Raw genomic sequence first — 14,221 nt, 5'->3', positions numbered from 1 at the left:
GAGGTGGCCGGGATGGGGTGGGTGGGGTGGCCGGGCTCAGGCGCCGCGGCTCCTGGAGCGCGGTCGCAGGGCCGCGGCCGCCAGCACGGCCGGGGTGGTGACGACGACCATGAGCATCACGGTGGACAGGCCGTCGGGGCCGCGGCGCTGCAGCGCGACGGAGCGGTAGTAGGGGCGCCACAGCAGCCGGGCGGGCTCTGCCGCCGACCGTGCGGGGGGCGGGGACGCCGCGGGAGCCGGTGCCTCCGGGGCCTGCGCCTCGGGCGCCGGTACGTCGGGCAGGCCGGGCAGCCCGGGGGCCGGTGCGGAGTGCGGCACCGGGCCGGGCGCCGGCTCCGGGTCGGGCGCGGGCCCTTCGGGGCGGGGCTCCGGGGAGACCGGCTGCGGGGCCGGCCGGTCGGGGACGCGCGGCGGCACCGCGCGGGGCGGGGCCACGACGACGGCCGGGGGCTGCGGACCGGGGCCGGGACCGGGACGACAGGCGCCCTCGTCCCCGGCCGTGTCCGCGTGCGTGTGCGTGTCCCGGCGCGCAACGGCGACGACGTCCGCAGCCGCGTCCGGCCCCTCGACGACGCAGACCGCCCCCTCCGGGCCGGACACGTCCACCGTCACCCGCCCGGGGGCAGGGACGGGAACCGGGACGGGGGCGGGAGCGGGCACGGCGGGGACCGGGCCGGGAGCCGGGGTGTCGTCGGCGGGGGCGCCGCAGGGCCCGGGCTGCGCCGCGGCAGCCGGGCCCGGGGAAGCCGGTGGGCCCCACACCGCCTCCGGGCCCGCCGGCACGGACGGGAACCCCGCGGCCGCCGGGCGCGGCCGGTGGTACACGAGCACCCCCCGGCCCAGGGACCAGCCCTGGTGCACCTTGTCCACCGCCACGCACGTACCGCCGGCGGGTCCGTTCGTGGACACCCGCACCCGCCCGGGCTCGACCAGGGCGGCGGTGCCGTCCGCCCGGGCGATCGGCTGGCCGGCCGGATCCCCGTCGGCTTCCGCGGCGGCCGCCGCGAACCCGTGCAGCGGGCACAGGAGCACCGCCAGACCCGTCCCGGCCCACAGCCGCCAAGCGGTCACCGCGCGTCCACCCGTCTCCTCGGATCCCCTGTCGTACGGTCCCTCCCGGTGAAGAAACGATCACGACGCCATGACGACACGCCCCGTGCCCCGGGCGGGGTCACGGCCGCGGCGTGCGTCCGCTCCGGCTCAGCCGATCGAGAAGAGCGGGCCGGTGAGCATCAGGCCCAGGTCGTGCCCGGCGTAGGCGAAGAAGGCGAACAGCACCAGGGCCGCGCCGCCCAGCGAGACGTCCTTGAGGAAGTGGATCCGGTCCGCCATCCGGTTCTGCGGGTCGCTCTCCCGCCAGAAGGCGTGCATGACCAGGGCCGTCGGGAAGCAGAACGCGGCCAGCGCCAGCGCGCCGAGGTCCGCCCAGACCCCGAGGAGCACCATCAGCCCGCCCGCCGCCATCAGCAGGCCGCTGCCGAAGGTGGCCGCCCAGGCCATCGGGACGCCCTTGGAGGCGGCGTATCCGGCCATGGCCTTGGTCTGTGTCAGGTGCCCCATGGCCGAGGCCAGGAAGAGCACGGTGAAGAGCACGCGTCCGATGAGTACGACGACGTCCATCGCAACCTCCGATGTGACCGCGCGATGTCACCGCACGTGTGCCCCGTATGCCGGATTTCATCCACCCTTCGTCGATCCGGGGCGTGCTCGGTGCGCGGAACCCTGCGGACGGGGGTGACGTAGGCTCGGGTTCGCCCCCGCCCTCCGCACCGAAGGACCGTACGCATGCCCGAACCGCCCGTCGCGCTCGGGCAGGTGCTGCGGAGCGGACCCCGCCGGTTCCTGCTGTCCGCCTGGCCGCTGCGCTGCTGGGCCCTGATGGTGTCCGGCGCGGTGGTCGGGTACGTGGCGCTGACCGTGCTGGCCGTGCTGGTCGGCCTCGGCCTGCTGCTGTCGCCGCTGGGCATCGGGCTGGTGCTGCTCACCGCGGCGGTGTCCGGCGCGGTGCCGCTCGGCGCGCTGGAGCGGAGACGGCTGCGGCTGGTCGAGCGGGAGCCCGTGCCGGACCCGCACGCCTCGCTCTCCGGGGCCGGGCCGCTGGCCTGGCTGCGGACCCGGCTGCGGGAACGGGCCACCTGGCGGGAACTGGGATACGCCGCCCTGCTGGGGCTGGTGTTCGCCCCGGCCGGCTTCGGGGTGGCCGTGCTGCTCGCGTTCTCCGGCATCCTGGTCGCCACCCCGGTGATCGTGTGGGCCCTCGCCCCGGAGCCGGTGATGCTGGTTCCCGGCCGGGCGCTCTCCGGACCTCTGGAGGGGCTGGCCGGCACCGCCGCCGGACTGCTGGGGCTGGCGGTGGCGGCGTACGCGGCCGCCCTGCTCTCGGGCGCCCAGACCGGGGTGGCGCGGATGCTGCTCGGGCCGCGCGAGGAGGACGCCCGGGTGCTGGAGCTGACCCGGTCCCGGGTGCGGCTGGTGGACGCCTTCGAGGCCGAACGGCGGCGGATCGAACGGGACCTGCACGACGGGGCGCAGCAGCAGCTGGTGGCGCTGAGCATGACGCTGGGCCTGGCGGAGCGGGAGCTGCGCGGGGTGCCGGGGACGGCCGGGGCCGCCGAGCTGGTGGCCCGGGGCCGGTCCGAGGCCAAGCAGGCGCTGGCCCAACTGCGGGAACTGGTCCGGGGCATCCATCCGCAGGTGCTGTCCGACCACGGGCTGGCGGCGGCCGTGGCGGAGGTGGCCCTCCGGCATCCGGTGCCCGTCACGGTCGACCTGGACCGGGTGCCGAGGCTGCCCGGACCGGTCGAGGCCACCGCGTACTTCACGGTGACGGAGGCCCTCGCCAACGCGGCGAAGCACAGCGGAGCGTCGCGGGTCGAGGTCGGCGGCCGGGTGGCGGGCGGCACGCTGAAGATCACCGTCACCGACGACGGGCGCGGCGGCGCGGATCCGGCCGCCGGGGCCGGACTGGCGGGCCTGGCGGACCGGTTGGCGGTGCTGCGGGGCAGACTGGTGGTGTCGAGCCCGGTGGGCGGGCCGACGGTACTGCGTGTGGAGGTTCCGTGCTCCGGCTGATCCTGGCCGAGGATTCCGTACTGCTGCGGGCGGGACTCGCGGAGGTGCTGACCCGCAGCGGTCACGAGGTGATCGCCGCCGTCGGTGACGCGGAGTCACTGGTGCGGGCGGTGGCGGAGGAACGGCCCGACGTGGTCGTCACCGATGTCCGGATGCCGCCCGGCTTCGCGGACGAGGGGCTGCGGGCCGCCCTCGAACTGCGGGCCTCGGACCCGGCGTTGCCGGTGCTGGTGCTCTCCCAGTACGTGGCGACGGCGTACGCCGCCCGGCTGTTCGGCGGCGGTACGGGAGGGCCCGGCGGGGCCGCCCCGGTGGGCGGGCTCGGCTACCTCCTCAAGGACCGGGTCGGCGAGGTCGACGAGTTCCTCGACGCGCTGGAGCGGGTGGCCGCCGGTCAGACGGTGCTCGACCCGGAAGTGGTGCGGGTGTTGATCGGGCACCGCTCGGCGGAACGGCCCCTGGCCCGTCTCACCCCGCGCGAGCGCGAGGTGCTGGCACTGATGGCGGAAGGGCTCAACAACCAGACCGTCGCGGCCCGCCTGTTCGTCACCGAGGCCGCCGTCGTCAAACACGCGAGCAGCATCTTCACCAAGCTCGACCTCGACCCCGCGGAGGGCAACCGCCGCGTCCTGGCCGTACTGGCCCACCTGCGGGGCTCCACGACCACCTGACACCCCGCCCCGGTGGGGGCAGGCGTCCCGCCCCCCGGTGTCGCTCAGCAGCCGTACCCCGCCCAGCGGATCCCCGCTCCGGCCCCGGCCCCGGCCGGCCAAGCCCCCCCCCACCGCGCACTCCGCAGGAGATGGTGCCAGGCTGGATGAAGGCGCGCCCGCCCCACAGACCGGCCGGCCACACGCGCCCACACCGCGCACACGCAGCAAGCACCTGCGCGGCGCCCCGCCTCACGCAACCCGTGGAGCAAAGCCATGACCCGTGCACGCACCACCGGCGCCACCCACCACGCCCGCCGCCTCATCGCGGCCGCCGCTCTGGCCGGCTGCATGGCCACGGCCGGACCGGCCGCGGCCGCGGCCGCGCAGGAAGCCGCCGTCACTCCGCCCCCCGCCCCGCCCGCCGCGCCGTGCCGCAGCAGCCAGCTCGTGGCCAACAGCGCCGAGAGCGTGGGCGCCACCGGGTGGCGGTTCACCTTCCTCAACGAGGGCCCGGAGGCCTGCACCCTCAAGGGCTATCCCACCCTCGCTGTCGCCGGTCAGGGCTCACCCGACCGCAACAAGCCCCTCACCGTGCGCCGCCAGGGCACCCCCCGTACGGTCAAGCTGCAGGTCGGGGGCATGACCGCGACCACCGTCACGTTCGTACCGGTGCTCGGCGAGGCCGACGGGTACTGTGCCTCCGGCGCCGATCCGACCGTCGCGCCCTCGATGGTCGTGGGCGTCGCGGGCGGCCGGTTCCAGGTGGGCCTCGACGACGGCGGCAACTTCGCGCTCTGCGGCTCCGCGGTCCGGGCCACCGCCTTCCGCCCGGCCTGACCCACAGCCCCGCGGGCGACGACGCGGGAAACGGCAGGGCTCCGTGCCCCGTCGGCCCAGCGCGCCCAGAGCACCAGCAGGACCGGGAGCGCCAGATAGCCGAACCGCCCGGCCGGAGCCAGCAGGAAGGCGACCGTCAGCCCGGCCGCGAGCCGGTCCGCCGCGGCCACCACGGTCCGCGGCGGCCGGCGCAACAGCGACAGCCCCACCGCCGCCCCGCCCAGGGCCAGCAGACCGACCGTCAGCCACCAGCCGTACGGCAGGAGTTCGGCGATCAGCCGGCCGGGCAGCGGGCTGCTCGCCGGCGTCGGTACGCCGGCCCGCCCGGTCGGGAACGCGAACACCTGGCGCACCAGCTCGTGCGGCTGCAACAGCACCGCCGGCAGCACGAGTACGGCCGTCCCGGCCACCGCCGGCACCCCGCACCGCACCGCCGCACGCCGCCCGTGCACCGCGGCCAGCAACACCACGGCGACCGGCACCGCCGGCCAGGCCGTCCACTTCAGCGCGCACACCCCGGCCAGCACGGCTCCGGCGAGCACCGGCCGCCCGGCCGCGGCAGCGGCCAGGGCCAGGCAGCACAGCCCGGCCAGCGGCAGGTCCACCCCGCTGACCGCCAGCGGCAGCGCCACCACCGGCGAGGCGACCAGCGCCGGGGCGGCGCCCCGTATGCCGGATCCGCGCGTCCCGGCCCCGTACCCGCCCAGCAGCCGGCGCCCGCCCCACATTCCGCCGAACAGCGCCGCCGCGCACCAGATCCGGGCGTCGCCCAGCAGCCGCGGCACCCAGCCGTCGGTGCCGAGCACGGCCCGGGGCAGGCCGAGCAGGGCCATGCCCGGCAGGTACGGGTCGTAGTCCGCGACCCGCTCGGGCCCGTCCACGTAGGGGCTGCCGGACTCCAGCAGCAGCCGGCCGGACCGCTCGATGACGGCCACCTCGGACTGGCCCTGCCCGGTCAGCACCAGGTACAGCAGCGGCACGGCGACGGCACCGAGCAGCGCGGACCCGAGCGCGGCCCGGGGGCGGCGCAGCACGGTCGCGCAGGCCGCGGCCAGGTATCCGGCACCCGCGCACCAGCCCCACAGACGGTGCGACGGCAGGCCCGAGACGAGGGGGAAGGACAGCGCCCACCCTGCCGCGAACAGCCAGCCGGCGACCCACCACGAGGACGACCGGGAGCAACGGGAGGAGTTCATGGGCCCATTGGAGCCGCCGGGCCCCGGCCCGGTCTGTACACCCAGGCGGACACTTCGGGGTCGGGTTTCCCCTACCCCGGTGGACTCCGGCCGGACGCGAAAGCGCAGGGGCGCGACCCGGATCCCGGATCGCGCCCCTGCTGTGGTCCCTGTTGGGGCCCCTTGCTCTGTGGTTGCTTGCTGCGGTCCCTGCCGCGTCAGCCGGCCTCGGCGCCGCCGAAGCGCTCGCGGTAGGACTCCAGGTCCTCCTCCGTGATCCGGGCGAAGAGCACCGGCGGCACGGTGAACGGCGTCCCGGCCGGGACCGCGTCCAGCGCCTTGGCCTGCTCCGGGGTCACCCAGGTCGCGGTGTCGCCGGCCAGGTCGAACGAGGAGCGCATGGCGCGCGCCGAGGCCGGGATGAGCGGCTCGGAGACCACCGAGTAGAGGTGGATGAGGTTCATGGCGGTGCGCAGGGTGAGTGCCGCGCCGTCGAGGTCGGTCTTGACCTCCAGCCAGGGGGCCTTCTCGTCCAGGTAGGCGTTGCCGGCGGACCACAGGGCGCGCAGCGCGGCCGCGGCCTTGCGGTACTGGAGGGCGTCCATGTGGCCCTCGTACTCGGCCAGCAGCTCGGCGATCTGCTCGCCCAGCTTCGCCTCGGCCTCGCCGGCGGGGCTGCCGGCCGGGACCTCGTCGCCGAACTTCTTTCGGGAGAAGGTCAGTACGCGGTTGACGAAGTTGCCGAGGGTGCCGCCGAGGTCCTTGTTGACCGTGGCGGTGAAGTGCTCCCAGGTGAACGACGAGTCGTCGGACTCGGGGGCGTTGGCGATCAGGAAGTAGCGCCAGAAGTCGGCCGGGAGGATCTCCAGCGCCTGGTCGGTGAAGACGCCGCGCTTCTGCGAGGTGGAGAACTTGCCGCCGTAGTACGTCAGCCAGTTGAAGGCCTTGACGTAGTCGACCATCTTCCACGGCTCGCGCACGCCCAGCTCGGTGGCCGGGAACATGACCGTGTGGAACGGGACGTTGTCCTTGGCCATGAACTGCGTGTAGCGGACGTCCTCGGCCTCGAACCACCAGGCCTTGTGGTCGCGGTGCTCGCCGTCGGTGGGGGCGGCGTCCGCCCACTCCTTCGTCGCGCCGATGTACTCGACGGGCGCGTCGAACCAGACGTAGAACACCTTGCCCTCGGCGGCCAGTTCGGGCCAGGTGTCGGCCGGCACCGGGACGCCCCAGTCGAGGTCGCGGGTGATCGCGCGGTCGTGCAGGCCCTCGGTCAGCCACTTGCGGGCGATGGAGGAGGCCAGCTGCGGCCACTCCTCCTCGTGCTGCGCGACCCACGCCTCGACCTCGTGCTGCAGCTTGGACTGGAGCAGGAAGAGGTGCTTGGTCTCGCGGACCTCCAGCTCGGTGGAGCCGGAGATCGCCGAGCGCGGGTCGATCAGGTCGGTCGGGTCGAGCACGCGGGTGCAGTTCTCGCACTGGTCGCCGCGGGCCTTGTCGTAGCCGCAGTGCGGGCAGGTGCCCTCGACGTAGCGGTCGGGGAGGAAGCGGCCGTCGACCGGCGAGTAGACCTGCCGGATCGCGCGCTCCTCGATGAAGCCGTTCTGCTGCAGCTGCCGCGCGAAGTGCTGGGTGATCTCGCGGTTCTGCTGCGAGGAGCTGCGGCCGAAGTAGTCGAAGGACAGCTCGAAGCCCTGGTAGACGGCCTTCTGGGCGTCGTGCGCCTGCGCACAGAAGTCGGCGACGGAGAGCCCGGCTTCCTTGGCCGCCAGCTCGGCGGGGGTGCCGTGCTCGTCGGTGGCGCAGATGTAGAGGACGTCGTGGCCGCGCTGGCGGAGGTACCGGGAGTACACATCCGCCGGAAGCATCGACCCGACCATGTTGCCCAGGTGCTTGATCCCGTTGATGTAGGGAAGCGCGCTGGTGATCAGGTGTCGAGCCATCCTCGGATGCTCCATTCATATATGCGGTGTGTTACCGGTCGCGAAGGGACTCATCGTATCGAACCGCGGGGCTGCAGCGGTCCGCGGTCCACCGGTCGGAACCGATCATCCAACGATCATCACCGAACGTAATGCCACCAGTGTTCTTCACCGCACACTCCGTGACCCCCGCGCGTTGACATGGTGGAGGCCCATGCCTCCCGTGCCCCGAGGGGAAGGTGGAACGTTGACCGATGGCGGACCGGAGGAGTCCAGTGGGGCCGTGGGTTTGCCCAGCCGGCGACAACAACGGCAGCCCATGCCCATGAGTCAGTGGCAGCCGAGCGCACGACTGTCGTACTGGGCCTTCCATACGGATCGGCGGCCCGCGTACATGAGATTCGCGTACCTCCAGCTCGGCTCGGACGCGGATGCGGAGAACGCGGTCGACGCCACATTCGAAGCGATCATGAACGAGTGGCTGCGGATGCTTCACATGGACCGACTGGAGGCTTACGCCTGGACGGTGCTCAAACACCGGATCGTCGACCAGCAACGCAAACGGGACCGGCATTCGGCGCCGATGGACATCACCGCCTTCGAGGCGGCACTGAGGGAGGCGGTCGTCGATCCGTACGAGGTGCTGACCGACACCATCCGGTTCTACTCCGCGGTGTCCCGCCTGGCCGAGCGCCAGCGGGACGCCGTACTGCTCCGGTACGGACTGCACTGCACCACCGGCGAGGCGGCCGCGGTGATGGGCGTGGAGGAGGCCGTTCTCCGCTCCCACCTCAGCCAGGCCCTGCGGCGGCTCGCACGACTGCTCGACACGCCCGGTTCCGGGGTGCGGGTCGGGGAGCGGGAGTCATGAACGACCGGTACCCGCCGCACGGCGCCCCCCGGCCACGCTCGCTCGCCGAGTTCCTGGCCCGGGCGGGAGTCCGCGACCGCTACCCGCACTACGATCTCGCGGCCGCCGAGGCGCGGCTCCTGCGCGCCCGGGCCGGCCGGCCCGGGTCCTGCGCACGCCTGTCCGGCGCTGCCGACCCCGGTGCCGGTCCCGGCCCGGACCCGGCACGGGCCGCCTGGAGCGACCCGGCACAGGACACCCCGGTGGACGCCGAGCGCGCCTGGCGGGACCTGAAGGCCGTCGCGATGGCCGCGGTGTGCGCGCCCGGGGCGGCCGCCGTACTGACCGCTTTCGTCAACGGCGACCACACCGACCTGGAGGGAGCCCAGGTGTTCGCCTGCCTGCTGCACCTGGCGGGGCTGCGGGACGGGGCCCGGTTCTGGTGGCAGTACACCGCCGGATCCGGCAGCGAGCAGGGCGCGTACTGCCTGTTCCTCGACCACTCGCGCCGCGGCGAGCACGACGACGCAGGGGTCTGGGCGAGGGAGCTGGTGCGCGGCGGCTTCACCCCGCCGACCACCCGCGAGGCGCGTGAGCCCCTGGTCCACGGCCAGACCGCCGTCCGCCGCTACGTCGTCCAGCTCGACGACATCGACGTGGGCCCGGTTCCGCTCCCCAGGCGCGGCCTGGAACGGGCCCTGGCCGCACTGGTCCCGATGACCGCACCGGCCTCGGCGGCACGTACGACCATGAACACCACGAGCACCACGAGCACCACGAACACAGCCGCAGAAGACGCACGAGGCGACACGGAAATCCCAAGCCCAACACCGTCACCGTCACCGTCACCGTCATCGGCATCGGCATCGGCATCGGCATCCACACGGAACAGGCACGCCGGCCCGCCGCGCCCCCGCCACTCCCCCGGCCCGCTGCGTCACCCGGCGCTGACCGCCGGCGCGCAACGGACCTCGGTGGGCGACGCGGGCAGCCGATCGGAGGAGGAGGCCCGGCACGCGCTGGACCTCGTGCACGCCCTGCAGCGTCACCCCCAGGGCGTACGCGGCGACCGGCTGGGCCGGGAGACCGGCCTCACGGGCCCCGGACTCCGCCGGATGCTGGCCATGCTCTGCGAGGAGCAGTTCGCCCACCGCACCCCGGACGGGATCTTCGCCCCGGGACCCGCCCTGGCCCGGCTGGCCGCGCCCGGCGGACACGGCCTGGCGGCCCAGCTCCAGCACACCCTGGCCCTGGCCCGGGACAGCACCGGGGCGGCCGTGTACCTGAGCCGGTACGCGGACGGCGAGGTGCGGATCACCCAGATGGCGGACGGCCCGGCCGCACCGCCGGTGGACGAGTGGTTCGACTTCAGGATGGCCGCGCACGCCAGCGCGGTCGGCAAGTGCCTGCTCACCCAGCTCGACCACGACGGCCGGGCCGACCACGTGGCCCGCCACAAGCCGGCCCGGCTGACCGCCCGGACGATCACCGACAGCAGGGTGCTGTTCACCGCCCTGGACTCGGTGGCCCCCGGGGACCCCGTCTTCGACCTGCGGGAGTACTCCCCCGGCGTGGTCTGCTCGGCGGTACCGATCACCACCGGTGACGAGGCCGGCTGCCTGGCCCTGTCCATGCCGGCCGCCCACGCCCACCGCCTGCACTCGGCCACCGCGGCCCTGCGCCACAAGACGGTGCCGGTCCTCCTGGCCCTCCTGCTGACCGGTGCCTTACCCCCGGACGCGGCCCCCGCCGCCCGGACCGGCCCGGAAGCCCTCCGCCACCTCCGCAGCGTCTTCCGTACGCCGCTGCCGGCGCGGGACCCGTCGGCCGCGGGAGGCCCCCACCTGGTGAGCGACCCGTCCTCGGAGACGGCCTACCTCTTCGACGCCCCGGACCCGGGCCCCGAAGAACCGCCCACCCTGGCCCTGCCGCACACCTTCACCCCCTTCACCCCGTACGCCCACACCGAGCACCTGCTCGTCCTGGGCATGTGAGGGCCGGCCCCCGCGGGGATCATCCCCGCGGGGGCCGGTACGCCGGCGCGGCCGGCCGGAACGCGGCGGAAACGCAAAAGAACCCCAGCAAAAGCTGGGGTTCCTGCTGGTGTCCGAGGGGGGACTTGAACCCCCACGCCCGATAAAGGGCACTAGCACCTCAAGCTAGCGCGTCTGCCATTCCGCCACCCGGACCGGTGGTCGGCCCCGGTTTCCCGCGGCGACATGGACAACAATAGCAGGGGTTTCAGGTGGTCCTCGACCACATATTCCGTGGTCAGCTGGCATGCGCGGGGGCAGCGCCGGCTGTCCGGACGGTGATACCGGCTGGACACGGGGAGTGCGGACCGGTCGGATACCTCTCGACCATTGATCCGGGGGGAGCCACACCGATGGAAACCGAGCACCGCGTCAGCACGCTGGAGCTCTTCTTCGACCTCGTCTTCGTCTTCACCGTCACGCAGCTGACGGTGCTGCTCGCCGATGACCTCAGCCTGCGGGGTTTCGGGCAGGTCGTGTTGATCTTCACCGTGCTGTTCTGGATGTACGGCGGCTACGCGCACCTGACGAACCAGGTGCCGCCGGACCGGGCCGGCCGGCGGGTGGCGCTGATGGTGGCGATGGGCGCGTTCCTGGTGTGCGCGCTGGCCGTGCCCACCGCGTTCGGCGCGGGCGGGATCGCCTTCGGGCTCGGCTACCTGCTGGCCGTCCTGGTGCACGGCGCGCTGTACACGCAGGCGCACGGCCTCGGCGTGGTGTGGTTCGCGCTGCCCAATGTGCTGTGCGCGGCGGCGGTGACCGCGGCCGGGGCCTTCGACGGGTGGCCGGCCTTCGCCCTGTGGATGCTGGCGCTGCTCCTGCAGTTCGCGACGCCGGTGCTGATGCGCCGGGTGACGACCCCCGGGCAGGGCCGGCAGGAGGACGACACCGCCTCCGGGGAGACCGTCGGGGAGCAGCTGGGCGGGATGAGCGCCGCGCACCTCGTGGAGCGGCACGGGCTGCTGCTCATCATCGTCTTCGGCGAGTCCGTGATCGCGATCGGCATCGGGGTGGGCGGGCTGCCGCTGACCTTCGGGATCGCGGGAGGCGCCTTCCTGGCGCTGGCGGTGGCGTCGTCGCTGTGGTGGATGTACTTCGTGGGCGACGAGGGCCGCGCGGAGGAGGTCTTCGCGGAGACGCAGCCGGAGCGGCGTTTCAAGCTGGCGATCCTGGCGTACTACTACGCCTTCCTGCCCATGCTCATCGGCATCGCGGTGTTCGCGGCGGGGGTGAAGAAGGCCTGCGGACACCTGACCGACCACCTGGCCGCCGGGCCGGCCGTGGCCCTGGCCGGCGGTGTGGCGCTGTTCCTGGCCGGGAACATCCTGTTCCGCCGGGCGCTGCGGATCGGGTCCGTCGGCCACCGGGCCGTTGCACTGGTGCTCGTCCTCGCCACGGTGCCGGCCGGCATGCGGCTGAACGCCACCTCGCAGCTGGTGGCGCTGGTGCTGGTGCTGGTCGGCGCGCTGCTCACGGAGACTCGGGCCACCGCCCGGGGGTCCGTGGCCCTGGCCGGGCCGGCCGGCTGACCGGCGCGGGCCGTCGTACGCAGGCCGTCGTACGCGTGCCGCCCCTGCGGGACGCGTACGGCCGGCCGGCGGGGTCAGGGCCAGGCAGGGTCAGGGCCAGGCGGGGTCAGGGGCAGGCGATGACCTGGCCGGCGTAGGAGAGGTTGCCGCCGAAGCCGAAGAGCAGGACCGGCGCCCCGGACGGGATCTCGCCGCGTTCCACCAGCTTGGACAGGGCCATCGGGATGCTGGCCGCCGAGGTGTTGCCGGAGTCGACGACGTCCTTGGCGACGATCGCGTTCACCGCGCCGATGCGGGCGGCGAGCGGCTCGATGATGCGCAGGTTCGCCTGGTGGAGCACCACGGCTGCGAGCTCCTCGGGGGCGGTGCCGGACTTCTCGCAGACCTTGCGGGCGAGGGCGGGCAGCCTGCTGGTGGTCCAGCGGTAGACGGACTGGCCCTCCTGGGCGAAGACCGGCGGGGTGCCCTCGATGCGGACGGCGTGTCCCATCTCGGGGACCGAGCCCCACAGCACCGGGCCGATGCCGGGCGCCTCGTCGGGGCCGCACGCCTCGACCACCGCGGCACCGGCGCCGTCGCCGGTCAGCACGCAGGTGGTGCGGTCGGTCCAGTCGGTGACCTCGGTCATCTTGTCCGCGCCGATCACCAGCGCGCGGGTGGCCGAGCCGGCCCGGATGGCGTGGTCGGCGGTGGCGAGGGCGTGGGTGAAGCCGGAGCAGACCACATTGAGGTCCATGACGGCGGGCGCCCCGCCCATGCCGAGGCGGGCGGCGACCCGGGCGGCCGTGTTCGGGGACCGGTCGATCGCGGTGGAGGTGGCGACGATGACCAGGTCGATGTCGTCCGGGCCGAGACCGGCACCGGCCAGGGCCTTGCCCGCAGCCTGCGCGGCGAGGTCGTCGACCGGCTCGTCGGGGCCGGCGACGCGCCGGGTCTTGATGCCGACGCGGGACCGGATCCATTCGTCGCTGGTGTCGACCAGGGCCGCGAGGTCTTCGTTGGTCAGAGCCTTGGCAGGCTGGTAGTGCCCCAACGCCACCACGCGTGAACCGGTCATGGGCGCATTTCCCCCTCGTACGACAGTCAGGACGGTCCAGCTTGGCCTGCTACCGGTGGGTACGGGTGCAGGTGAACCGACAGGATTCGACCACCCGAATTGGAGAGTCCCGAGGCACTTCCTGGCGTAAAGGAGAATGGGGGCGGGACCGCGCACGCCTGTGGGGCCGGGCGCGACGAGGAACGGACGGACTGATCGCCATGGGACGGGTCACCGAACGCAGGCGCGTGGTGCGCGTCCGGAGCGGAGCCGTCGGGGTGCGCCCCGACACGCTCGTGGCGGAGGAGCCGCTGGAGATCCGGCTCAACGGCCGGCCGCTGGCCATCACCATGCGCACGCCGGGCGACGACTTCGCGCTGGCGGTGGGCTTCCTGGTGAGCGAGGGCGTGCTGGGGGCGACCTCGGACGTCGCGGCCGTCACCTACTGCGAGGGCGCGGGCGAGGACGGGTCCAACACCTACAACGTGGTCAACGTCCGGCTCGCCGACGGGGTCCCCGTCCCGGACATCTCGCTCGAACGGAACGTGTACACCACCTCCTCCTGCGGACTGTGCGGCAAGGCCAGCCTGGACGCGGTGCGTACGGCGAGCAGGTTCGCCGACGGGCTGGCCGAGGACCCCGTACGGGTCGGGGCGGAGCGGCTCGGCGGGTTCCCGGACCGGTTGCGGGCCGCGCAGAAGGTCTTCGACCGCACGGGCGGACTGCACGCGGCGGGGCTGTTCACGGCCGGCGGCGAGCTGCTGGAGCTGTGCGAGGACGTGGGCCGGCACAACGCGGTCGACAAGGTGGTCGGACGGGCGCTGCGGAACGGCCGGCTGCCGCTGGCCGGGACGGTCCTGCTGGTGTCCGGCCGGGCCTCGTTCGAGCTGGCGCAGAAGGCCGTGATGGCCGGCATACCGGTCTTGGCGGCCGTGTCCGCGCCGTCCTCGCTGGCGGTGGACCTGGCGCTGGAGAGCGGTCTGACCCTGGTGGGGTTCCTGCGCGGCGGGGACATGAACATCTATGCGGGTGAGCAGCGGATCCTGCTGGAGCAAGGGCAGGAGCAGCGGCAGGAGGCGGGTTCCCCGGCCGGCCCCGGGGCGGGCTGACCTGC

11 protein-coding genes, 1 tRNA gene and 1 pseudogene are annotated in these 14,221 nt (G+C 74.0%); 7 read left to right on the top strand and 6 right to left on the bottom strand.

The features are described 5' to 3' along the window. Nucleotides 1-36: 36 nt before the first annotated feature. A complete protein-coding gene (locus AB0O36_RS02070) occupies nt 37-1,071 on the bottom strand; it encodes a hypothetical protein (RefSeq protein WP_365102721.1) in 1,035 nt (344 codons plus the stop codon). A gap of 129 nt (nt 1,072-1,200) precedes the next feature. Beyond that, complete coding sequence (locus AB0O36_RS02065) at nt 1,201-1,620, bottom strand: DoxX family protein (RefSeq protein ID WP_365102719.1); 420 nt, start codon at nt 1,618-1,620, stop codon at nt 1,201-1,203. Nucleotides 1,621-1,785: 165 nt separating this feature from the next. Here AB0O36_RS02065 and AB0O36_RS02060 point away from each other — a divergent pair, with 165 nt between their 5' ends. The 3 genes and pseudogenes from AB0O36_RS02060 to AB0O36_RS02050 form a co-directional block, all read left to right on the top strand. After that, nucleotides 1,786-3,072, top strand: a complete 1,287-nt coding sequence (locus AB0O36_RS02060; RefSeq protein ID WP_365102716.1) for a sensor domain-containing protein — start codon at nt 1,786-1,788, stop codon at nt 3,070-3,072. After that, nucleotides 3,060-3,743, top strand: coding sequence for a response regulator transcription factor (locus AB0O36_RS02055; RefSeq protein ID WP_365102714.1), 684 nt, complete (start codon nt 3,060-3,062; stop codon nt 3,741-3,743). The genes AB0O36_RS02060 and AB0O36_RS02055 overlap by 13 nt, the downstream gene beginning before the upstream one ends. Before the next feature lie 255 nt (nt 3,744-3,998). Then, a pseudogene (locus AB0O36_RS02050) lies at nt 3,999-4,391 on the top strand (DUF4232 domain-containing protein); the annotation flags it as partial. Here the strand turns inward: AB0O36_RS02050 and AB0O36_RS02045 are convergent. Next, complete coding sequence (locus AB0O36_RS02045) at nt 4,283-5,758, bottom strand: hypothetical protein (protein ID WP_365102711.1); 1,476 nt, start codon at nt 5,756-5,758, stop codon at nt 4,283-4,285. The pseudogene AB0O36_RS02050 and the gene AB0O36_RS02045 overlap by 109 nt on opposite strands. Before the next feature lie 197 nt (nt 5,759-5,955). Continuing rightward, nucleotides 5,956-7,680 carry a methionine--tRNA ligase gene (gene metG / locus AB0O36_RS02040; RefSeq protein ID WP_365102709.1) on the bottom strand — a complete coding sequence of 575 codons (1,725 nt, stop codon included), beginning with the start codon at nt 7,678-7,680 and terminating at the stop codon, nt 5,956-5,958. Between the two features lie 373 nt (nt 7,681-8,053). Here metG and AB0O36_RS02035 point away from each other — a divergent pair, with 373 nt between their 5' ends. Then, complete coding sequence (locus AB0O36_RS02035) at nt 8,054-8,530, top strand: sigma-70 family RNA polymerase sigma factor (protein ID WP_365102707.1); 477 nt, start codon at nt 8,054-8,056, stop codon at nt 8,528-8,530. Further along, nucleotides 8,527-10,503, top strand: a complete 1,977-nt coding sequence (locus AB0O36_RS02030; RefSeq protein WP_365102704.1) for an IclR family transcriptional regulator C-terminal domain-containing protein — start codon at nt 8,527-8,529, stop codon at nt 10,501-10,503. The genes AB0O36_RS02035 and AB0O36_RS02030 overlap by 4 nt, the downstream gene beginning before the upstream one ends. Before the next feature lie 107 nt (nt 10,504-10,610). Here the strand turns inward: AB0O36_RS02030 and AB0O36_RS02025 are convergent. Continuing rightward, nucleotides 10,611-10,698, bottom strand: a tRNA-Leu gene (locus tag AB0O36_RS02025). Nucleotides 10,699-10,895: 197 nt separating this feature from the next. Here AB0O36_RS02025 and AB0O36_RS02020 point away from each other — a divergent pair. Further along, the gene (locus AB0O36_RS02020; protein WP_365102701.1) at nt 10,896-12,071 is read left to right on the top strand and encodes a low temperature requirement protein A; all 1,176 of its coding nucleotides are present in this window, start codon (nt 10,896-10,898) and stop codon (nt 12,069-12,071) included. A 106-nt stretch (nt 12,072-12,177) separates the two neighbouring features. Here AB0O36_RS02020 and AB0O36_RS02015 read toward each other — a convergent pair whose 3' ends face one another. Beyond that, nucleotides 12,178-13,128 carry a beta-ketoacyl-ACP synthase III gene (locus tag AB0O36_RS02015; protein ID WP_365102698.1) on the bottom strand — a complete coding sequence of 317 codons (951 nt, stop codon included), beginning with the start codon at nt 13,126-13,128 and terminating at the stop codon, nt 12,178-12,180. A 200-nt stretch (nt 13,129-13,328) separates the two neighbouring features. Here AB0O36_RS02015 and fdhD point away from each other — a divergent pair, with 200 nt between their 5' ends. After that, the gene (gene fdhD / locus AB0O36_RS02010) at nt 13,329-14,216 is read left to right on the top strand and encodes a formate dehydrogenase accessory sulfurtransferase FdhD (protein WP_365102696.1); all 888 of its coding nucleotides are present in this window, start codon (nt 13,329-13,331) and stop codon (nt 14,214-14,216) included. Nucleotides 14,217-14,221 lie beyond the last annotated feature (5 nt).

This window comes from Streptomyces sp. NPDC089799 (assembly GCF_040684755.1).
Lineage (GTDB): Bacteria > Actinomycetota > Actinomycetes > Streptomycetales > Streptomycetaceae > Streptomyces.
The sequence above is the reverse complement of the archived record's forward strand: the minus strand, read 5'-3'. Positions and strand labels throughout refer to the sequence as shown.